The 19,489-nt window shown below is 59.3% G+C and carries 20 protein-coding genes and 1 other RNA gene; 12 read left to right on the forward strand and 9 right to left on the reverse strand.

Annotated elements, in window-relative coordinates; translation table 11 throughout:
• Positions 1 to 686 precede the first annotated feature (686 nt).
• The 3 genes from DLM45_RS10065 (at position 687) to DLM45_RS10075 (ending at position 2,613) form a co-directional block, all read left to right on the forward strand.
• Positions 687 to 1,196: a hypothetical protein gene (locus DLM45_RS10065; protein ID WP_181336987.1), complete on the forward strand. Its 510-nt coding sequence runs from the start codon at positions 687 to 689 to the stop codon at positions 1,194 to 1,196.
• Positions 1,197 to 1,275: 79 nt separating this feature from the next.
• Positions 1,276 to 1,878, forward strand: a complete 603-nt coding sequence (locus tag DLM45_RS10070) for a dihydrofolate reductase family protein (protein ID WP_181336988.1) — start codon at positions 1,276 to 1,278, stop codon at positions 1,876 to 1,878.
• Between the two features lie 162 nt (positions 1,879 to 2,040).
• On the forward strand, positions 2,041 to 2,613 hold the full coding sequence (locus tag DLM45_RS10075; protein ID WP_181336989.1) for a DUF1523 family protein: 573 nt from the start codon (positions 2,041 to 2,043) through the stop codon (positions 2,611 to 2,613).
• A gap of 80 nt (positions 2,614 to 2,693) precedes the next feature.
• On the opposite strand, the gene DLM45_RS10080 is transcribed toward DLM45_RS10075, so the two are convergent.
• Positions 2,694 to 3,368 carry an SspB family protein gene (locus tag DLM45_RS10080; RefSeq protein ID WP_181336990.1) on the reverse strand — a complete coding sequence of 225 codons (675 nt, stop codon included), beginning with the start codon at positions 3,366 to 3,368 and terminating at the stop codon, positions 2,694 to 2,696.
• An 88-nt stretch (positions 3,369 to 3,456) separates the two neighbouring features.
• Positions 3,457 to 3,851, reverse strand: a transfer-messenger RNA (tmRNA) gene (gene ssrA, locus DLM45_RS10085).
• Positions 3,852 to 3,961: 110 nt separating this feature from the next.
• On the opposite strand from ssrA, the gene DLM45_RS10090 reads away from it, so the two are divergent.
• From DLM45_RS10090 to pssA, 9 genes are all read left to right on the forward strand, one after another.
• Entirely contained in the window at positions 3,962 to 4,738 is a 777-nt protein-coding gene (locus DLM45_RS10090) for a CPBP family intramembrane glutamic endopeptidase (RefSeq protein WP_210269823.1), read from the forward strand.
• Positions 4,739 to 4,775: 37 nt separating this feature from the next.
• Positions 4,776 to 5,570 carry a thymidylate synthase gene (locus DLM45_RS10095; RefSeq protein ID WP_181336991.1) on the forward strand — a complete coding sequence of 265 codons (795 nt, stop codon included), beginning with the start codon at positions 4,776 to 4,778 and terminating at the stop codon, positions 5,568 to 5,570.
• A gap of 12 nt (positions 5,571 to 5,582) precedes the next feature.
• On the forward strand, positions 5,583 to 6,098 hold the full coding sequence (locus tag DLM45_RS10100; RefSeq protein ID WP_181336992.1) for a dihydrofolate reductase: 516 nt from the start codon (positions 5,583 to 5,585) through the stop codon (positions 6,096 to 6,098).
• Positions 6,099 to 6,357: 259 nt separating this feature from the next.
• Positions 6,358 to 7,560 carry an FtsH protease activity modulator HflK gene (hflK, locus tag DLM45_RS10105; RefSeq protein WP_181336993.1) on the forward strand — a complete coding sequence of 401 codons (1,203 nt, stop codon included), beginning with the start codon at positions 6,358 to 6,360 and terminating at the stop codon, positions 7,558 to 7,560.
• Between the two features lies 1 nt (position 7,561).
• The gene (gene hflC / locus DLM45_RS10110) at positions 7,562 to 8,464 is read left to right on the forward strand and encodes a protease modulator HflC (protein ID WP_181336994.1); all 903 of its coding nucleotides are present in this window, start codon (positions 7,562 to 7,564) and stop codon (positions 8,462 to 8,464) included.
• Positions 8,461 to 8,646 (forward strand): DUF2065 domain-containing protein, encoded by a 186-nt coding sequence (locus tag DLM45_RS10115; RefSeq protein ID WP_181336995.1) that lies wholly within the window; start codon positions 8,461 to 8,463, stop codon positions 8,644 to 8,646. Before hflC ends, DLM45_RS10115 begins: the two co-directional genes overlap by 4 nt.
• A 122-nt stretch (positions 8,647 to 8,768) precedes the next feature.
• Positions 8,769 to 10,235 carry a Do family serine endopeptidase gene (locus tag DLM45_RS10120; protein WP_181336996.1) on the forward strand — a complete coding sequence of 489 codons (1,467 nt, stop codon included), beginning with the start codon at positions 8,769 to 8,771 and terminating at the stop codon, positions 10,233 to 10,235.
• Between the two features lie 44 nt (positions 10,236 to 10,279).
• A complete protein-coding gene (locus DLM45_RS10125; RefSeq protein ID WP_181336997.1) occupies positions 10,280 to 10,993 on the forward strand; it encodes a phosphatidylserine decarboxylase in 714 nt (237 codons plus the stop codon).
• A 55-nt stretch (positions 10,994 to 11,048) separates the two neighbouring features.
• Positions 11,049 to 11,993, forward strand: a complete 945-nt coding sequence (gene pssA, locus DLM45_RS10130; protein ID WP_181336998.1) for a CDP-diacylglycerol--serine O-phosphatidyltransferase — start codon at positions 11,049 to 11,051, stop codon at positions 11,991 to 11,993.
• A 7-nt stretch (positions 11,994 to 12,000) separates the two neighbouring features.
• Here the strand turns inward: pssA and DLM45_RS10135 are convergent, their stop codons facing one another.
• The 7 genes from DLM45_RS10135 to DLM45_RS16525 form a co-directional block, all read right to left on the reverse strand.
• A complete protein-coding gene (locus tag DLM45_RS10135; protein ID WP_181336999.1) occupies positions 12,001 to 13,446 on the reverse strand; it encodes a mannose-1-phosphate guanylyltransferase/mannose-6-phosphate isomerase in 1,446 nt (481 codons plus the stop codon).
• A 150-nt stretch (positions 13,447 to 13,596) separates the two neighbouring features.
• Positions 13,597 to 15,537, reverse strand: coding sequence for an ATP-binding protein (locus DLM45_RS10140; RefSeq protein WP_181337000.1), 1,941 nt, complete (start codon positions 15,535 to 15,537; stop codon positions 13,597 to 13,599).
• Between the two features lie 20 nt (positions 15,538 to 15,557).
• On the reverse strand, positions 15,558 to 16,442 hold the full coding sequence (locus DLM45_RS10145; protein WP_181337001.1) for a sensor histidine kinase: 885 nt from the start codon (positions 16,440 to 16,442) through the stop codon (positions 15,558 to 15,560).
• A 198-nt stretch (positions 16,443 to 16,640) separates the two neighbouring features.
• The gene (locus tag DLM45_RS10150) at positions 16,641 to 17,411 is read right to left on the reverse strand and encodes an energy transducer TonB family protein (protein ID WP_181337002.1); all 771 of its coding nucleotides are present in this window, start codon (positions 17,409 to 17,411) and stop codon (positions 16,641 to 16,643) included.
• Positions 17,412 to 17,426: 15 nt separating this feature from the next.
• Complete coding sequence (locus DLM45_RS10155; protein WP_181337003.1) at positions 17,427 to 17,873, reverse strand: ExbD/TolR family protein; 447 nt, start codon at positions 17,871 to 17,873, stop codon at positions 17,427 to 17,429.
• Entirely contained in the window at positions 17,873 to 18,547 is a 675-nt protein-coding gene (locus DLM45_RS10160; RefSeq protein WP_246317282.1) for a MotA/TolQ/ExbB proton channel family protein, read from the reverse strand. Before DLM45_RS10160 ends, DLM45_RS10155 begins: the two co-directional genes overlap by 1 nt.
• Before the next feature lie 12 nt (positions 18,548 to 18,559).
• Complete coding sequence (locus tag DLM45_RS16525; protein ID WP_246317283.1) at positions 18,560 to 19,111, reverse strand: hypothetical protein; 552 nt, start codon at positions 19,109 to 19,111, stop codon at positions 18,560 to 18,562.
• Positions 19,112 to 19,489 lie beyond the last annotated feature (378 nt).

The following is a 19,489-nucleotide window of genomic DNA, read 5'->3' on the forward strand; positions in this document are numbered from 1 at the left end:
GCGTTTTCCGGCCGCATTTACCAGTGCGAGCCTGTCGACGGTGGCGGGTGTAGCACCAAGCGGGAGTTCGGCTGGCCCGCAGAATGCGAGTCGCCGTGACGGATGAAAACAGAAGGACGGGGCGGTGTGGCCTCGCTCTTTGCAATTGGATTAGCGATGCGAACCAGCGCCGCCCCGTGCATGCCAACTCTCCGCCTCGGCCCCGGCCCCGGCCCTAACGTCCGGCGCCTCTCGTATGAGTGCGGATCGCCGCACGGCGATCTTTGAGCCTTCGAACCCGCCATCCGCCCCCGCATCACATTCCGAGCGGCGTTTCACCGCGCCGCCTCCTCAGAGGCCCGAGCGCGGCAGGCAGCGAACCCGCGGCATACCGATTTCTCCGCGCGACCCCGCATGCTCTCATCCACTCATGTCTCGCGGCACGAGCTCATGCTCTCTGTAAGCGTGGTAAGATGCGTGGAAGTATGAGGTCGTCGGGTAGAGCGGGGATAAGTTTTCGGGTGGGATGGGGAAGGATGGTTAGTGTCGCCGCGCTAGCGCGCCGGGACGAAACTTTGGTTTTGCGGGTGCGTTGCTAGCGAGGCGACGATCAAGGTTTGGCTTGCCTTTCTCGGTCAGCAGTGATGGTCGCAGTGAAACGGCATCATGAAGCAGAATGATCCGCTTGTTGGGGGCGCTCCGCGGAGATGAAACACAAGACCGTACACGTGAACGACAAGATGCAGCGGGGCTATCGCTACGAATTGGTGGCGGGGGCGGGTCGCGATTTTGCGTCGGACTTCGCGCCGGATCTCACGCCCACAGAGATGCTTAGCCTTGGCGTCTTTGGCGGCAAATACATGACCGACTGCCAGAAAGAGTTTCCGAAAAGCTGGTTTCAACACGCGAAGCTCTCGCCAGATCGATATGACGCGACGCTGAATTTTTTCAGGATCAAGGCGAGCCAACCGCTTTCGGTTTGGCGCAAGAACGGATGGATTCATTCGGACGATCCGCGCGGCTGGTTCCAGTGGTACTGCCGCTATTACATGGGCAGGCGCTTGCCGGAAGAAGACGCTCGCCAGATCAAGCGTTGGAGACAGATCAGCCGTCATGTGGGGCAATTGAAGCGCAACTGCGACACTCTCGATCTCGGTTGCAGGCGGCGGCAGCGGCAGGCTCTGCTTCACTGGGCGTATGACAGCAGGAAGATTTAAGTTTGCCTGTATCACGTCGGTGCTGTCGGGATCGGTCCTCTCGAAACGTCCTCGTTTCGAAACGCCAGAGGAGCACGCCATGAGAGAGCTGATTTTGAAGATGTTTGTTTCCCTCGATGGGTTCGTGGGAAGCGCGGATGGCAATCCCGGTGTGCTGCAGCCGCCGCCCGATCCCGTGGCGAAGGCTTGGAACGCAGAAAGGGTCTCGGAGACCAGCCTGCACGTCGTGGGTAGCAACACGTTCCGGATGTGGGCTGGTTATTGGCCGAGCGCGACCGACGCGTTTGCCGCTCCCATGAACCGGATTCCCAAGGCCGTGTTTTCGAAACGCGGAGCGGCGATCTTGGATGAGGCCCGCGCGGCTCTCTCTAAGCTCGAAACTGTTCAACCTGGCGCCGAAAGCTGGTCACAGGCCTATGTGGCGAGCGGAGACCTCGTTGATGAAGTCGCCAAATTGAAAGCGCAGGACGGGAAGCCGATGTTCGCCTATGGCGGCGCGTCCTTCGCTCGCAGTCTCATCGCCCATAACCTGGTCGACCAGTTCGAATTGGCGACCGTTCCGATCGTGTTGGGGCAGGGTCTTCCGATTTTCACGGAGGTGATCCAGCCTCGTCGCTTCACTCTGATCAGCTCGAAAGCATTTCCTGCGGGCACGATCGTCAACTGCTATCGGCCGAGCTGAGTGCGAGCGCGTTGGGGGCAGCGGTCGTTGGTCGCTGTCGGCTGGGGTAGGGCGCGGGCTTCAAAGTCTTCCCCCAGCGAAACCATCTTGCCGTAGTGCGGAGAGATACCTAGGTTTACTCGCGATCTCGGATGGGACCGAGGGCAAGGCGAGGTTTGAGGAATGCTCCAGGCCTGGTTGTCTTACGGTTTTATCATCCTGTTCGCGATTGGCGTGCTCGCATATGTGCTTTGGCGCAAGGGCGGGATGGTTCTGGCCGTCGCATCGCTCATTGTGGGGCTGCCCATCTGGTTCGCATGGGAGTATGCGCGTCCGACTTGGACGACGGGACTCGTAACCGGAACGGAAGTGCGCCGTAGCGAACCAGACGCGAAAGGGAATACGACCGACGTCCGTTACATTTTTATGCGCAACCAATCCGATCGCGGGCTAGAGCTGGCGAACGAGGATTCCTGGTGGTGGCTGAAGCGCAATAGCGATCGCGTGTTCAATGATGCGAAGACGTTCGAGGGCCGCAACGAGAAAGTGACCGTGGTGTGGAACAGGTGGCGCTCGACGCTCTTCTCGTTCTATCCCAACGTCGTCGCCATCGGTGCCGCCGGTAACTGGCCGCTGTGGTCCGTGCGGACCATCGTTTTTTACGGCCTCTCCGTGGTTCTTTGGCTCGGTTATTTTTACGGCTTTATCAGGCTGCTTCGTTGGAAGGGTTCAACGAATGCCGCGCCGTCCGCATGAAGATGCTGGCGGTGGAGTAAAGCCGTTTTCAGGCGCTGCCCGCCTCTTCCCAACGGAAGAGGCAAGTTAAGGCGGCACGCTTATTTCTTGCGGAATTGGTCGAGGCTGAGGATCTTCGCGCCTTCGGACGGACGGTCGTCCGTTTGCGCAACGTCGTCAGATTTTTCGACGTCTTCTCCTGCGCGCGATGCGGGCTCAGGCGAGGGCGGCATCGCTTCGCTTTCGTCACGCGCGGTGCGTGCCGTATTCAGCGGGGCGTCCTTTTCGGCACGTGACTTGCGAGGTGCGCGCGGGCGCTTCGTCGTCGTGCGCGGAACGTCTGCTGCGCCACCGACTTGATCGTATGTTGCGTCGGCGGTGAGTGCATGATGCGGGCGCGCGGCCTCGGCTTCGACGGCTTCATCATCGAACTGCAGGCCGTAGCGAACGCTCGGATCGATGAACACCTTGATGGCGGCGTAAGGAACGACGAGCCGCTCCGGTATGCCGTCAAACGTCAGCTTCACCTCGAAACGATCTTCCGAGACGATCAGGTCCCAGAAGCGGTGCTGAAGCACAATCGTCATCTCGGTGGGGTACTTTTCTTTCAAGCGCTTTGAAAGAATGACGCCCGGCGCCTGCGTGAGAAACGAGACATAGAAATGATGCTCGCCCGGCAAACCGGTTTTCACGATTTGCTGGAGTACGGCGCGCACTACGCCCCGCATCGCGTCCTGTTGTAGTTTCGCGTAATCGATTGATGGCCCGGATGCCATGCTTCAGCCTTCGAAAGTGCCGCACTCTTTATCGACGGTTGAGATCAGTTTTGCCGCTCAGTCAAGTCCGAACGGCTTGTGGCGGTAAAGTGGAGGGCTTCTGTTGCCCGGTGCCCTCCGGACCGCGCCTTACCCGGCTAAGGGTAAGGGCTTCAAGTTCAGGCTAGTCGCGCTGCATTACGCAGCGAGAGCGGCCTCAGCATAGTTGTCATTGGCAACTATTCTGAATGACCCGATAACGGTGGTATCATGCCGGGCAAAAGCAAAGTCCTTTACACTTTCGTCGATCCTATTTCGCCCCCATATTCCCTGGCGCTTCGCGACTCCCCGGAGGGGAGCCGGCCGCGAAGCGCGGCAGAGAGAAATGGTGGAGGCGCCGGGTACCGCCCCCGGGTCCGATCAGCTTATTACGACCGCGTTTATCGCCATAGCCGGCAAGCCGGCACAGGAAATATAATGCCTCGCGCCAAGAAAACAAAGCGGTTCCGCATGAGAGAAATTACGCTCCCAAGGAAAGTTCATTGTCAGATGGTCGAGTTGACGCGGGGCGTGCGCGGCCATGGGATGCGCGGCTGTAACCAGGCGGCGGCATTTTGAACCTCTTTGCAGGTCAGCGTCAGGAGCCGGGCGAGCGCGCTGGGTGGAAGCCGGTCGTTGCGGTCTTCGTCATCACCGCCGCGATTATCGTTCTGGCGACTGCGGCCGGTTTCGGGGCAGCGAAGCTGTTCGACATCGTGTCTCGATTGGACGAGCCGCGTGCCTTTCGCGCTGGGGAACCCGAGTTTTTGCTGACGGCGCGGGTTGCGGCGTCGCTCTTCGGATTTCAAGCCGTGACGGTGCTTCTGGTATTTTTTGCAGATGCCCGGCTGCGTGCCAGCGGACGATCTCTATTGCCGTTCGGAATGCCGAAGGAGGGCATCCGAACGCTCGTATTGTCGGTGATCGCGTTGATGGCGCTGGCGGCCCTGATCGGCGCCTCAACCTATGCGTTCGATGGGGATGCCGTTCGTCAGGATCTGGAACCGTTCGTCGGTTTGATGGGGACGGGCGCGTGGTGGTTGATGCTCATCGCCGCAGGTATCGGCGCACCGCTGGCTGAGGAACTTCTGTTTCGCGGTCTTCTCTATGCGGTGCTTAGACGGTCGGTGTTCGGGTTTCTCGGTACGGCGCTCGTGACCTCGGTGCTCTGGGCGTCGCTGCACGCGAACTATTCGATCTATGGCGTGATCGCGGTGCTGGTGATCGGGATTTATCTGGCATTTCTGCGGGAGCGCACGGGGACGCTGGTTGCGCCCATGGTCGCGCATGGTGTCTACAACTCTTTGATCGTGCTTATACTCGCGTTCTGGCCGTCTTGGCTGATCGGCTAGTTGAACCTCCTGCCAGAATCGCACGAGTGCTTGGGACATGCAGCAATATCTCGATCTCTTGCGCCGCGTGCGCACGGAAGGTGTGAAGAAGACCGACCGCACCGGCACGGGCACGCTCAGCGTGTTCGGGCATCAGATGCGGTTCGATCTGGCGGATGGGTTTCCGCTGGTGACGACGAAGAAGCTGCATGTGAAGTCGATCATCGTCGAGCTGCTGTGGTTTCTGATGGGCGCGACGAATACGAGCTACCTCAAAGCCAACGACGTTTCGATCTGGGATGAATGGGCGGACCCTGAAGGTGAACTCGGGCCGGTCTACGGTAAGCAGTGGCGCTCCTGGGGTGGGGAAAACGGCGCGTCGATCGATCAGATCACGTCGGCTGTCGAAACGTTGAGGCGCGATCCCGATAGCCGTCGCATCATCGTTTCCGCGTGGAATCCGACGGATATTCCGAAGATGGCGCTGGCGCCGTGCCATTGCCTGTTTCAGTTTTACGTCGCAGACGGACGACTTTCCTGCCAGCTCTATCAACGCTCGGGCGATGTGTTTCTCGGCGTGCCCTTCAATATCGCAAGCTACGCGCTGTTGACGCTGATGATGGCGCAGGTGACCGGATTAAAGCCGGGCGAATTCGTGCACACGCTCGGTGATGCGCACCTTTATCTCAATCATCTGGAGCAGGCCGATCTGCAGCTTTCGCGTGCGCCGAGGCCGTTGCCCCGAATGGCGCTCAATCCCAGCGTGACCTCGATCTTCGATTTTCGCTATGAGGACTTTACGCTTGAGGGTTATGACCCCTGGCCGCACATCAAAGCGCCGGTAGCAGTTTAGAATGGTTGTACAATGAAGGTTTCTCTTGTCGTTGCCGTATCCGAGAACGGCGTCATTGGTCGGGACGGCGGGTTGCCGTGGCGGTTGTCGTCCGATCTCAAGATGTTTCGCCGGCTGACGATGGATAAGCCGCTCGTGATGGGCCGGAAGACGTTCGACTCCATCGGCAAGCCGCTCGATGGGCGCGATAATATCGTCATTACGCGTGATCCGGCGTTTGAAGTTGCGGGCGTTTCGGTCTGCGACAGTGTCACGGATGCGCTTACGCTGGCGCGGATACTCGGAACGACCCGGGGCGCCGACGAGATCATGGTTATTGGCGGTGTGGCCGTGTTCGAGGCGACGTTGCCCGTTGCAGATCGCATTTATTTCACGCGCGTGCATGCCGACGTCGAGGGTGACCGGCACTTTGCACCGCTGGATGACGCCGTCTGGCGCGAAGTCAGCCGGGAGGGGCTTCCGCAGGGCCCTCGCGACGAACATGCGGCGACCCTAATCATTTATGAACGGACAGGCGCTACCGAATAAAGTTCGCCGGAGTTTGGGCCATTCGCCCTTGAAGGCGGCCTGGGGCTGCCCCAAATTGCGATTAGCCAAACAAAGCGGAATTTGCGAACGGTCGATCCCTGCCCTATAAGCTGCGCAAAACTCTGATCAATCGAGTTTTCGCAATTCGTCAGCGGTGCACCTCTGGCATTTCGTATCGGGGCTCGGCCCGGATCGATTTGAGGGGCTCTCCGTATTGATCTCATTCAGCCCTAAATTCTAAAGACGAGGTCCCTGATTTATGCCCTGGAGTAGTCAAGGCGGCGGTGGCAGCAGCGGTGGAGGCGGCGGCAACGGCGGCCGTAAAGGTGGCGGACCTTGGGGTCAGGGGCCTTGGGGCTCAGGCGGCGGTGGTGGCGGCGGCAAGGAGCCGCCGGATCTCGATGAAATTCTCAGACGCGGCCAGGATCGCATGCGCCAGGTGATGCGCGGCGGTGGCGGCGGTAATGGCAGCGGCGGCGGAAGCTTGGGCGGCGGCGTGCCGAAGCCCTTTATCTTCCTGGTCTCGATGCTGCTTCTCGCTGGCGTGGCGTTTTACGGCTTTTTCTTCCGCGTGAATCCGGACGAGCAGGGCATCGTTCTGCGGTTCGGCAAGTTCGATCGCTGGGAGCCCGCTGGTCTGCATTTCCGCTGGCCGTATCCGATCGAAGAAGTTCGCCTGCCTAAGGTTACGCAACAGCGCACGATCGAAGTCGGCTCTGCGCGGAGCGCTATCGGTGCGCGTGACAGCGGTTTGATGCTGACCGGCGACGGTAGCGTCGTCGATGTCCGGTTTGTTGTGTTCTGGCGCATCAGCCCGGAGCGTGACGAGAAGACCGGCGAAACGGGCGTCGAGCAGTTCCTGTTCAACATCGCGGCGCCGGAAACGACGGTTCGCGAAGTTGCTGAAAGCGCGATGCGTGAAGTCGTCGGGCAATCCAACCTGCAGCCTCTTCTGACCGGTGGCCGGCAGCAGACGCAGGAAGAAGTTCAGAAGTTGATGCAGCGAACGCTCAATTATTACCGGGCGGGCATCAAGATCGACCAGGTGCAGCTCAAGGAAGTCGATCCGCCGGAAGAAGTCGTCGGTGATTTCCGTGCCGTTGCTGCTGCTGCTCAGGAAAAAGAAACGCTGATCAAGCAGGCGCAGACGTATGCCGATCAGGTGACGCCGCGCGCGCGTGGTGATGCGGATCGCATTCTTGCAGCCGCCGAAGGCTACCGTGATCAGACCGTCGCTGAGGCGACCGGTCAGGCCGCGCGTTTCGAGAAAGTCTACGAAGAATACAAAAAGGCGCCGGACGTAACCCGCGATCGCTTGTTCCTGGAAATGCAGGAACGAGTGCTTGGCGGCGCGGACAAGATCATTCTGGATCAGAAGCAGGGTGGGCAGGGCGTCGTGCCGTTCCTACCGCTTGATCAGATCCAGAAGCGCGTAAGCGAACCGGCTGAAGGAGAACGATGAGATGCGTGCGTTTTTTGCTTTCATCGCGACCGTTCTCGTTCTTGGCGCCGTCGCTCTCTACGCCTCAGCATTCATCGTGCATCAGAACGAGCAAGCGCTGGTTCTGCGGTTCGGTAATCCGCAGCAGGTCATCACATCGCCGGGCCTGAAATGGAAGATTCCGTTCATCGATACGGTCGAGACGTTCGACAAGCGAATTCTCGATCTCGATACGACGGAACAGGAAGTCACGGCGTCTGATCAGCAGCGTCTGATTGTTGATGCGTATGCTCGCTATCGCATCACGGACCAGCTCAAGTTTTATCAGAACGTGCGCACCGAAGAGCGCGTGCGGGAAGTTGTTGGACCGTTGATTGAATCGGAAATCCGGCGTGTGCTCGGCTCCGCGACGCTTCAGGAAGTCGTGAAGGACAAGCGCGAAAGCCTGATGAAGCAGATCGCGGAACAGGTGAACAAGGAAGGTCGTGACTTCGGACTCGAAGTTGTCGACGTGCGTATCAAGCGTGCGGACCTTCCGAAGGCCAACCTTGTGAAGGTCTATGACCGGATGCGCGCCGACCGTGTTCGCGAGGCGACTGAGCTTCGTGCGCAAGGTGAAGCCGAAAGCAATCGCGTCCGCGCGAACGCCGATAAGCAGGTGACGATCATCAAGGCCGAGGCGACCAAGAAGTCGGACGAGATCCGAGGTGATGGCGAAGCTGAGCGCAGCCGCATCTTCGCCGATGCTTTCGGCAAGGACGCGGAGTTCTTCCGGTTCTACCGGTCGATGCAGGCTTACACCGCAGCGATCAGGCCCGAGGACACGCGGATGCTGCTGACGCCGGATAGCGAATTCTTCCGGTACTTCCAGGATCCGCAAGGTCACGTCCGGAATAACGCGGGCTCTGCCGCGCCGGCTCGATGACGGATCTGATTGCGGGTCTGGGGATTGCCCTCGTTCTTGAGGGTCTTCTCTGGGCTCTCGCACCAAACCTTGCGCGGCGCGTGGTTGCGGAGATTGCAACGCGCGGCAATGGCGGTATTCAGGCTACGGCGCTCGGCGCCGTAGCCCTTGGCGTTTTTCTGGTGTGGCTGGCGCGGGGATAATCTCCGCCCAAGTTCTCCCGGGTTTTGGGGGTATGCTAGGATTGCGCTTCGACAGTCGAAGTCGATCCGGCTTATTCTGCCGGGCTTGCCGGCACTGGCCGGATCAGATCCTGGAGTTTCGAATGCCCGGAATAGCTTCAGCGCCTCTCGGCCGCGTTCTGGCTGCCGCCGCCCTCTCCCTGGCGCTTTTCTCCGCCACGGCTCACGCTTTCAGCCAGAACGGTCCAACGTCGGTTGCGCCATTGGCGAAGCGGCTTTCCGATGCCGTCGTCAATATCGCCACCTCGCAGCGGGTGAAGGGGCCGGCCGGGGTGCCGTTGCCCAAGGTTCCGAAGGGTGCGCCCTTCGAAGACTTCTTCGATGATTTCTTCAACAAGCGCGGCGGCGTTCCGAATTCGGATCGCAGGATCTCATCACTTGGCTCGGGCTTCGTCATCGACGGCAAAGAAGGCCTGATCGTCACGAACAACCACGTGATCGAAGGCGCTGAGGAAATCGAGATCAATTTTCACGATGGCTCGAAGCTGAAGGTCGACAAGGTGATCGGCCGCGATCCCAAGTCCGATCTTGCGTTGCTCAAGGTGACACCGAAGAAGCCGCTGGTCGATGTGAAGTTTGGACCGTCCGAACAGCTTGAGGTCGGTGACTGGGTCTTAGCGATCGGCAATCCGTTCGGCCTTGGCGGATCGGTGTCGCTCGGCATCATTTCGGCGAAGAGCCGCGACATCAATTCGGGCCCCTATGACGATTATCTGCAGACCGATGCGGCGATCAACAAAGGCAATTCCGGCGGACCGTTGTTCAATATGGATGGCGAAGTCATCGGCGTGAACACGGCGATCATTTCTCCGACGGGCGGATCCATCGGCATCGGCTTTGCGGTTCCTTCTGACACGGTTGCGAGCGTGGTCGACCAGCTCAAGCAGTTCGGGCAGGTTCGGCGCGGCTGGCTCGGTGTGAAAATTCAGACGGTGACTGACGATATTGCTGAAACGCTTGGCATTCCGGAAAACAGCGGCGCATTGATTTCGGCCGTGACGCCGGGGTCTCCTGCGTCGAATGCCGGTCTTCAGGCGGGCGACGTTATTTTGAAGTTCGACGGTAAGGACGTGAACTCGATGCGCGGCCTGCCGCGGGTCGTCGCTCAGGCGCCGATCGGGAAGGCTGTCGATGTCGAATTGTTGCGGAAGAACGAACGCAAGACATTGCCGGTGACGGTTGGCCGTCTTGAAGATGAAGACGACGACGCGACGCCGAGTTCCGTTACGAATGACAGCAAACCAGTTCCGGGCGCCGCAATCATCGGGCTCAAGCTTTCGGCTTTGACGAGCGAGCTGCGCAAGAAGTACGGGCTCGACGACAAGGTCAAGGGTGTGGTCGTCGAAGCGGTCGATCCGCAAAGCGCGGCGATGCAAAAGGGGATCAAGCCCGGCGACGTGATCGTCGAGGTTGCGCAGGAAGCTATCTCGGAGCCGGGCGATGTGGCGAAAAGCGTCGAGAAGGTTCGCAAATCTGGGCGCAAAGCTGTTCTGCTTAGACTAGAAGACGGAAAGGGCGATCTGCGCTTCGTCGCGGTTCCGCTCTCGTAAAGAATAGTTCGCCGAGAAAATACATCGCGCCGCAGGAGCCCGACGTGTCCGATAATAGCAGTTTGATCGATACGATCTTCGATACGTTGTCGCCGGTTCATCCGGACGGGCACAAATTCATTGCGATCGGCGCAGCCGTGGCGCTGGTGTTCTTTTTGCTCTATCCGCCGATTGGCTGGATTGCGGCGGGCGTAACGGCGTGGATCATCTATTTCTTTCGCGATCCGGCGCGTGTGACGCCGCTTCGGCCGGGGCTCGTTATTTCGAGCGCCGATGGAAAGATCTCGTCGGTGGAGCGTGTGATTCCGCCGGCTGAACTTGGAATGGGGCCTGAGGAACGCGTTCGCATCTCGACGTTTCTCTCGGTCTTTGACGTGCACATCAATCGTGCGCCGGTTGCGGGGCGGATCGTGCGCTCGCTTTATGTGCCGGGCGCGTTTTTGAATGCGGCGCTTGATAAGGCCAGCGAAGAGAACGAGCGGCGCATGCTCGTCATTGAAACGGCGGCGCATGGAGAAGTCGGTGTCGTGCAGATCGCTGGATTGGTGGCGCGGCGGATTGTGACGTTTCTCGATACCGGCGACGCTGTGGGCGTAGGACAGAGGTTCGGACTTATTCGCTTCGGGTCTCGCGTTGATGTATACTTGCCGCCTGGAAAGATCGCTTTGGTGAGCGTTGGGCAGCGCGCCGTTGCGGGTGAAACCGTTTTTGCAGACCTGCTTTCAACTGAACCAGAGCGTGAAGCGCTGCGCGGCTGAGTGATGCCGCGCCGTTCGATGCGTTTGAGTGCGTGCGGTCGAAGGAGACCCTGCCATGGATCCTGTTGAGCCAATTCTGGATACCGAAACGCGGCGTCGGCGCAGAAGATCTCTGTTCCGGCATCGGCGTGTGCCGGTGCGCATGTTGGTGCCGAACTTTTTCACGTTGCTCGGGCTGTGCGCCGGTCTGACGTCGATCCGCATGGGAATCGAGGGGCGCTATGACCTGGCGCTTGCGGCGATCGTTTTTGCGGCGTGCCTCGATGGTATCGACGGACGCATTGCGCGGCTGCTGAAGGCATCATCACGTTTTGGCGCGGAACTCGACAGCCTTGCAGACTTCGTGAATTTCGGCGTTGCACCGGCGTTCCTCATCTTCACGTGGGGACACGGAGATTTCAAAAGCGGCGGATGGATCTGTGTGATGATCTTCGCGCTGGCATCGGCTCTGCGGCTTGCGCGGTTCAATGCGGCGCTCGAAGACGAAAAGCCAAAGTGGCAGTCGAATTTCTTCGTCGGCATGCCAACGCCTGCAGCGGCGATCGCCGTTTTGCTGCCGGTCTATATCAGTCAGCTTGGGTTTGAAGAGATCAAGGCGCCGTGGGCTCTTTCGGCGGTTCTGATCTACACGCTCTTCCTGGCGTTCATGATGGTTTCGACGATCCCGACATATTCGGGCAAGTTGCTCGGAGAGCGCGTCGGCCGAGAATGGGTGCTGCCGATCTTCGTGATCGCTGTCGGTCTCGTGGCGATGCTGTTCACGTATCCATACCAGACGCTCACAGCGCTTACGCTTGGCTATCTGGCATTCATTCCAGTGAGCTGGCGCAATTTCCGCGAACGCTGCGGAGAGCAGGACGAAGCGAATGCCGAGGCTGAGGCGGCGGGTATGGTTCCGGCCTCAGTTACGGGCGTTGAAGCCAGTGCTTCAAGCGAGCCGAAGACGTCTGGCACTGGGCGGATATTCACGCTTCGACCGCCGCAGGAGCCGCCGAAGTAGCCGGCAGCTACTTCGTCTCTTCGGGTGTGCGGTGATAGATGTCGTCGGTGCGGAGAATGTCATCTTCGCCGAGGTATGAGCCGATCTGCACCTCGATGATTTGCACGGGAACCTTGCCTGGGTTCTCCAGGCGATGCCATTGCGTAGCGACGATGTAGACGCTCTGGTTCTCGCGCACGAGCTGTTCACGCTCGCCGATGACGACGCGCGCCGTTCCCTGCACGACGACCCAATGCTCTGAACGGTGGTGGTGCATTTGCATCGACAGCATGCCGCCGGGCTTTACGTGCAGCAGCTTGACCTGGAAGCGCGGGCCGATGTTGAGCGTCTCGAAGTATCCCCACGGGCGATAGTTGCGGAGATGCTGCTCCTGCTCTTTGCGGTTCGATTGCTTCAAGCGACCGACGATCTTGCCGACATCCTGCGAGCGGTTTTTGTCGGCGATCAGTAGGGCATCTGGCGTGTCGACGACGATCAGGTCTCTGACGCCGATGGTTGCGACAACCGACTTCTCCGAGTGAACGTAGCAATCGGTCGTATCTTGCAGAATGGCGTCGCCCTTGACGTAGTTTCCGTCCGCGTCACGCTCAGCGACATCCCACAAAGACGACCAAGAGCCGACATCGTTCCAGCCGACGTCGAGCGGCAGCATGGAGGCTGCAGCCGTTTTTTCCATCACGGCGTAGTCGACGGAAATGCTGGGCGCGGCGGCGAAGCTTTTCTTTTCGAGGCGCAGGAAGCCCAGATCTTCAACAGCGTTTGCAAGGGCGTCGCGTGCTGCCGTCAAGATCTCAGGCGCGAGCCTTTCGATTTCGTCGATGTAGGTGCGGGCATCGAGAACGAAAATGCCGCTGTTCCAGTAATACGTTCCCTGCGCGAGATAGCTCTCAGCCGTTGCACGATCCGGTTTTTCCGCAAAGGCATCTACGATGAAGGCTTCGGTTTCTTCGCCTGGAAGTCTGGCTCCGCGTTTGATGTAGCCATAGCCGGTAACGGGTTCGTTCGGCTTAATTCCGAACAGCACGAGGCGTCCTTCCGAGGCCACTTTGGCAGCGCGGCGCACGCTTTCCGCGAATACGGCTTCGTCCTTCACGATGTGGTCGGACGGCATGACCGCGAGGATGGCGGCTGGGTCGGATTGCAACGCGACGAGGGCAGCAACGGCGATGGCGGGCGCCGTATTGCGTGCGACCGGCTCAAGGATGATTTTTTCTGCCTCGATCCCTGCGCGCTCGAGTTCTTCGCGAACGAGGAAGCGATGATCGTTGTTGCAGAGGAGGATCGGTCCGGCGAAGTCCGGGCCGGACTTCAGACGCTTTAGTGCTGCGCCGAGGAAGCTCGTCGTCTGTCCGTTGAAGAAGTGAATGAACTGCTTCGGATACATTGACCGCGACAGCGGCCAGAGCCGTGTGCCAGAGCCGCCGGAGAGAATAACCGGAAAGATTGTGCTCATCGGGTGCCCTACGAAAATCCTAAAACCACTGTCTAAGTTGCGCGCGGATGCGATGCAAGAACAGCGCCGATGTGGCCTCGAGAAGGCTAGCTAACGTTATCGGTTCCGCACTTTTTTAGCTGAACAGGTGAAGGTCGGGCTGTTCGCTGTTCAATTCGATGTTCGCGTGAGGCGGTCACGAAGTGAACGAAGCGATGCCGACACTGCGACGGAGGCCGTTGCCTCCTCGGCGTCGTCGGGAGCTGCCGTCGTTTGCCGCGCGGCTGGCGGCGTTGCGCGTTGCGATCGCATCGCGGATGCAAAGCTGGCTGGCGGTTTTGCAGCCGGGAGCGGTGGAGCAACGGATCTCGCGGGTGGCTCGTGCGCGGTTTCCTGCTCGGGCTGGTTTTGCAGTCCGAGGGCATCCACCATCATCGAGAGGTTTTGCGTAAGATCTGCGGTCGGCGGCGCGGCGGACATGCGCCAACGTTCGACGATCTGATCCAGGAAGCGCTCGTCGCCGAGCGGGCGTTGCCAACGTTCGGTGAAGCGTGCCGTCGACGACCTCGGCAGCGCCGCGGCGGGAAGCTCGTCGAATTTGATGCGGACGGGCAGGGACATTCCATCGCCGAATGCGATGGCCTCGCGTTGTCCGAGCGACGGGAGAAATTCCAACAAACCCGATCCCGTGTCGGAAACCGCGGATGAGACAATCGCCTGGTCACGGTCGTTCGACATGCGCAACGCGAAGACGGTGTTGCACTGGGAGAGAATGGTAGGGTCGATTTCAGCGGGACGCTGGGTGACGATGCACAAAGACGCGCCGTACTTTCGGCCTTCCTTTGCGATCTTGGCGATGGCCCGCTTGCAGGGCTCGAAGCCGAGAGTCGAATTCACCGGCACATAGCGGTGTGCTTCTTCGCAAACGAGCGTTACCGGAATCTGGCCTTCGCTCCAGAGCGCGAAATCGAACGTCATGCGGCAGAGAACCGAAACAACGACGTTGACGATCTCGGACGGGATGCCCGTTAGCTCGAGAATTGTGATCGGCTTGTTGTTGACGGGCACGCGGAATATGCGCCCGAGCACTTGTGCCATGCCGTCGTATACGGTGAGCGAGCCGAACATGAACGCATAGCGCGGGTCTTTCGAGACCGTTTCGATGCGATGCTTGAGGTTGCGGTAGGGCGTCAGATCGCGCTTGTTCTCAAGCTTGCCCATCCGGTCGTCGATGAGTGCTACCAGATCGGAAATGCGATACGGAACGGGCGTATCCGCAGTGTAGCGGCCAAGCTCGGCGAAGCTTCGCCGGGTTTTTGGAGCTTCGCTTGCGCGGCTGCTGGCGTATCGCGTTTTGGCGATCGGTATCAGCTCTTGCAGCACGTCGGATTCGGTCTTGCGATCGTCGTCAGCAACGAGGACTTCGGAGATTTCCTCGAACGTCAGAAGCCAGAATGGCAACTGCATGTTGCGTGGGGAAATGACCTCGGCCCACTCGGTGAATGCCGTCGCGTATTCGCTATGCGGGTCGAGCAGCACGATGTGCGCCGCTGGATTCTTTTCCAGGATCGAGCGGAGGATGAGCGCCGTGGTGCACGATTTGCCGGTGCCGGTCGTTCCGAGAATGGCGAAGTGCTTGCCGAGCAGTTCGTCGACGCGAACCATCGCGGGGATCGAGTTGTCTTGCCGGAGGCATCCGATACGGACGGCAGCGTCTGCATCGCCACAGAACGCGGCTTCGAGCTCCGCTTTGGATGCAGCTCGGACGCGATCGCCGAGCCCGGGGAACGCCGTTACGCCGCGATTAAAATGCACCTGATTGTCGGAGCGCTTCTGCAACTCTCCGACGAGGCCAAGCTCTGCGATCCAGACTTCGCCATCACCTTCGCCTTGCGACGGAACCGGAACGCTCAGTGCCGAAACGACGGCGAGCGCCAACGTATTTTGCGTTTCGATTGCGAGCAGCGTGCCCATTTCGGGGCGGATGCGCCGGCGGCGGCCATGTGCGTCATTCGCGTTGTCGAGCAGGACGATCGCTTTTGAGCCCGTGACGGAAACGATGCGCCCGAACGAAGGGTCGCGATGTTCATCACTGAGCGGATTGCCAATCATAGTGTGGTTTCCGTCCGCGCTTAGGTCGTCGAGTTCCGCGCGCCGGTGCTTTTCACCGCGGCAGACTGGATGTTCTTATCTTTGTTCGGGATCGAGATAACGACCTCGGTGCCTGAGCCCTTCTGGGAACGGATTTCGAGTGCGCCGCCGTGCAGTTCGACAAGTGCATGAGCGATGGGCAAGCCGAGGCCAGCGCCTTCGCGCCAGCGCGTGCGGCTGCCATCGGCTTGGCCGAATGGCATCAGCGCGAGTTGGACTTCCTCGCTCGTCATGCCGACGCCGGTGTCGGCGATGACAACGCGGGCGTCGCCGTCGTCCGTGGTCGTGGCGTTCACCGAGATCGTGCCGCCTTCGGGTGTGAACTTCAGCGCGTTCGAGAGAAGGTTGCTGAATACCTGCTTCAGCTTTGTGTTGTCGGCGCGCACGAAGGGCAGGTCGGGCGAAAGCGCGATTCTGAGAGAGAGGTTCGAGTCGCGCGCCTGCTTCTGTATCGTCGCGAGAATGTCAGTCAGCACGATTTCGAGATCGAGCACCTTGGTGTCGAGCGCGAGCTTTCCGCTCTGCAGTTTCGAAATGTCGAGAATGTCGTTGATGATCGCGAGAAGCTGGCCGGCAGCAGAATTGATGAGCGTTGCGTATTCGACGATCTCCTGATCGCCCAGGCGCTTGTGCTCGTGCTGCGTGAGGAGCTTGGAGAAGCCGATGACCGTGTTCAGCGGGGTCTTCAGCTCGTGGCTCATATTGGCGATGAATTCGGACTTCACCTTGCTCGCCAGTTCGGCTTCAAGGCGGGCCGTGTGTTCGGCTACACGGGCGCGATGACGGAGAACGGCGTCGCTCAGCAACGCGGCGTATTCATCCATCAGCGAGTTCGGCTTCGAGTTAGGGGCAGATCCGAAGTGCATCGAGTGCAGCCTAGAGCGGTGCTCGGTTAACGGTTCACTCTATTATCGAGTAGACTAATCGTCGGTTAATTCCCGCCATCAGCCTTGGGCCGGACCGGGCAAACCGGGGCCATCGTTGCAAGACAGTTAATAAATAAATTTTTTGAAAAATTTACCCCGAGGGGAAGCATGGAAGCGCGCAAAGCTAACAAGCTTTGGTTAGCGCATGATGAATTTGAACGGCTGGGTAAAGGCCAAGGGTTTGACGCTGACCTGAGGCGGGATCGGCGGGAACGGCGCGGCGCGATCCAGGGCGGCGCGAGCGGCGTCATCGAGCACCTTGGAGCCCGAGCTTGTGGCGATTTCCTTCGACAGCAGCTTGCCGTCTGTGTCGATCGTGAAGCGCATGACAACGACGCCAGCAACCGTCGATCGCGGGTTCACCTTGGCGCGCTGGACGTGATCGTTGATCTGGCCGAGGTAGCGGCCGAACAGCTTTGCGTCACCGCCCGACTGGGCTTCGCCCGAACTCTGCTCGGTGACGATCGCGACCTGCTCAGGCTGCGATTGCGTCTGCACCTCGTCGGGCGATGGCGGCAGGACTTCCGGCGGCGGGGGCTGCTCGGTCTTTACGACCTCCTGCTCGACCGGCTTCGGCGGCGGAGGTTGCTCGGTCTTGACGATGTCCTGCACGATGGTGCTCGCCTCGGACACGATGACGTCCTGCAACTCGTCGGGTTTCACCTCTTGCGGCGGTGGTGGCGCCGTCTGCTGAACGGGAACGACTTCCGCCGTCTCGATGGTTTCGAGCGCATCGCCGAGCTTGGAAATGCCTTCGGTTGCGATGCCTTGTTCAACGAGGACGATGTCAGTGCCTTCGCCGACATCGAGCGACATGTCCGCATGATTGGAAGCAGGCAGCATGGCGTATCCAATTGATCCGTGGATCAATAGGGACAACAGAACCGCTGCCGCTCGTAACCAGTTCATACGCCGCCCGTCAGGTTAGTTGGCGCTCTGCGCGGAAGGTGCTGGCTGTGAGAGCAGAGAGACGCGGGCAAAGCCCGACTCTCCGACACGCCCAAGCAGTTCCATGACATCGCCGTAAGCCATTTTTCGATCGGCCCGGACGTAGACCACACCGTCGCCCTCTTGCGACTTGATCTGCATCAGGCGCGAAACGAGACTTCCCGAGGAAACTTCCTCGTCGCGAATATAAAGTTTTCCATCGGTCGACATTGAGACGACCATCGGTTTCTTGATGGCGCCAAGTTTCGACGCCGACGTCTTCGGCAATTCAAGCGGCACGCCTTGAACCATCAACGGCGCGGCCACCATGAAGATAATAAGTAGCACCAACATCACGTCGACGAACGGCGTCACGTTGATCTCTGCCAACGGCTTGTAACCGTTCTCGTCGTCACCGCCACCGCTGGGAACCGACATGCCCATTAGTTTGCGCTCCCGACTCCTGAGCGCGATAGCGAGCGCGCCAAACCGACAATTGCGGGCGTGGCGCGATCAGAGGCGCGGCCAAGCGCAACAGTAATCTGATTGTAGAAAATAACGGCAGGAATAGCGGCGGCCAGACCGACGGCGGTTGCGAACAGCGCTTCAGCAATACCGGGTGCGACGACCGCGAGGCTCGTATCCTTCGACTGCGCGATGGCGGTGAAGGAGTTCATGATGCCCCAAACAGTGCCGAAAAGGCCGATAAACGGAGCTGCCGAACCGAGCGTGGCGAGGAACGGAAGTCCCTGTTCGATGTTCTTGAGCTGACGTTTGGATGCGGCGCGCATGGCAATTTCCAGGCGGTCTCGAATTTCACCGCTCGTACCGTCGTGAACGCCTTCGTTCCATTCGGTGCGTGCTGCTTCACCAACGGCGCGAACCAATCCGTTGGAGCGCGACGCGGGCAACGTGCCTTTTGAGCTGTTCGTTTCGAGAACGCGAATTTCGCGGTTCAATAGCCAAACGCGAATGAACTTTTCAAACGCCATCGCCCAGCAGACGAGCGACGCCGCCAGCAAGCCGATGATGATGGACTTCACGACGATGTCTGCGTGCTGGAACAGCCCAAGGATAGTCAAATCCCGGCCGACGATCTCTTCTGCCAATACGTACAAAGCGATCCCCACTTACTTAGAAAGTTGGACGTTCGTGAGGCTCGATGTCGAGAGCTCGCGCAAGCAGGAGTCCGACTCGGGTTCGGACTTGCATTCCATCACGTCATTGATGAGCAGCGAGCCGATTTTATTGCAGGCCATTCCGTCGATATCGAACAGCTTGACGCTTCTTTTCTTCGGACGGAGCGGAGCGAGATCAATCGAGAAGCGGCGGCCGATGACGCCGTCTGCCTGGAAGAGTACGAGATCGATCTTGTACGACTGAAAGCTTTTCTCAGTTTCGTTCTTGATGACGACGTAAGCGCGGCAGCCTTTGTCAGATTCTTCGAGCTTATTCAGCTCAAGATGAACTGATGTTCCCGACGACTCCGGAGCTTTCGCTTCTTGCGATTTTGACTCGTGCTGTTGATGTTCATGATTTTCCGGCTCGGCGCTTGCGCCAGGAGCCATCAGAAACATGATTGCCACGAATGCTTGAGGCAACTGGAGACGCTTCAGAATGCTGATCACGTTCTTGGTTTCCGGTTCTGAGAAAGCCTGCACTGTTGCTTTGCGTGTACTCATTTTGTGGGGACGTGACCAGTGCCAAAACCTCAAGAATTGGTAGAGTTATCATGCGGCAAACTGAACTTTCGCACCTTTGATTTAGAACAGTTTTTATCCGGTCGAGATTGATGAGGCGCTTCTCAACATTGCTGCGTCGCACCGAGAAAATTTCCTGATTTAGAACCAGTCGAATTCCCGAAACACTTTGCTTCTGTTGCACATTGGCAACTGGGCACTCCAGGAACATATGCTGGGAAGTTTTCTCCTGTCCGCTTGGGTTGACCGTCCGCGGCAACGTGTCCCTTGGTGTAATGGGGAGCGGCCGAGAGTCGGGTGCCGCTTGGGAAATATTGGTGTTGTTGCGATTGGCTAAGGTCGAGCGACGCTAATTTTTAG

Source organism: Hyphomicrobium methylovorum, from assembly GCF_013626205.1.
Lineage (GTDB): Bacteria > Pseudomonadota > Alphaproteobacteria > Rhizobiales > Hyphomicrobiaceae > Hyphomicrobium_B > Hyphomicrobium_B methylovorum.

Excerpts from the sequence above, each read along its gene's own strand:
- DLM45_RS10145 (WP_181337001.1), bottom strand. The coding sequence starts at position 16,442 with ATGCACTTCGGATCTGCCCCTAACTCGAAGCCGAACTCGCTGATGGAT.
- DLM45_RS10080 (WP_181336990.1), bottom strand. The coding sequence starts at position 3,368 with ATGGCATCCGGGCCATCAATCGATTACGCGAAACTACAACAGGACGCG.
- DLM45_RS10140 (WP_181337000.1), bottom strand. The coding sequence starts at position 15,537 with ATGATTGGCAATCCGCTCAGTGATGAACATCGCGACCCTTCGTTCGGG.
- DLM45_RS10120 (WP_181336996.1), top strand. The coding sequence starts at position 8,769 with ATGCCCGGAATAGCTTCAGCGCCTCTCGGCCGCGTTCTGGCTGCCGCC.
- hflC (WP_181336994.1), top strand. The coding sequence starts at position 7,562 with ATGCGTGCGTTTTTTGCTTTCATCGCGACCGTTCTCGTTCTTGGCGCC.
- DLM45_RS10150 (WP_181337002.1), bottom strand. The coding sequence starts at position 17,411 with ATGAACTGGTTACGAGCGGCAGCGGTTCTGTTGTCCCTATTGATCCAC.
- DLM45_RS10115 (WP_181336995.1), top strand. The coding sequence starts at position 8,461 with ATGACGGATCTGATTGCGGGTCTGGGGATTGCCCTCGTTCTTGAGGGT.
- hflK (WP_181336993.1), top strand. The coding sequence starts at position 6,358 with ATGCCCTGGAGTAGTCAAGGCGGCGGTGGCAGCAGCGGTGGAGGCGGC.
- DLM45_RS10075 (WP_181336989.1), top strand. The coding sequence starts at position 2,041 with ATGCTCCAGGCCTGGTTGTCTTACGGTTTTATCATCCTGTTCGCGATT.
- DLM45_RS10065 (WP_181336987.1), top strand. The coding sequence starts at position 687 with ATGAAACACAAGACCGTACACGTGAACGACAAGATGCAGCGGGGCTAT.
- DLM45_RS10155 (WP_181337003.1), bottom strand. The coding sequence starts at position 17,873 with ATGGGCATGTCGGTTCCCAGCGGTGGCGGTGACGACGAGAACGGTTAC.
- DLM45_RS10095 (WP_181336991.1), top strand. The coding sequence starts at position 4,776 with ATGCAGCAATATCTCGATCTCTTGCGCCGCGTGCGCACGGAAGGTGTG.
- pssA (WP_181336998.1), top strand. The coding sequence starts at position 11,049 with ATGGATCCTGTTGAGCCAATTCTGGATACCGAAACGCGGCGTCGGCGC.
- DLM45_RS10100 (WP_181336992.1), top strand. The coding sequence starts at position 5,583 with ATGAAGGTTTCTCTTGTCGTTGCCGTATCCGAGAACGGCGTCATTGGT.
- DLM45_RS10070 (WP_181336988.1), top strand. The coding sequence starts at position 1,276 with ATGAGAGAGCTGATTTTGAAGATGTTTGTTTCCCTCGATGGGTTCGTG.
- DLM45_RS16525 (WP_246317283.1), bottom strand. The coding sequence starts at position 19,111 with ATGAGTACACGCAAAGCAACAGTGCAGGCTTTCTCAGAACCGGAAACC.
- DLM45_RS10135 (WP_181336999.1), bottom strand. The coding sequence starts at position 13,446 with ATGAGCACAATCTTTCCGGTTATTCTCTCCGGCGGCTCTGGCACACGG.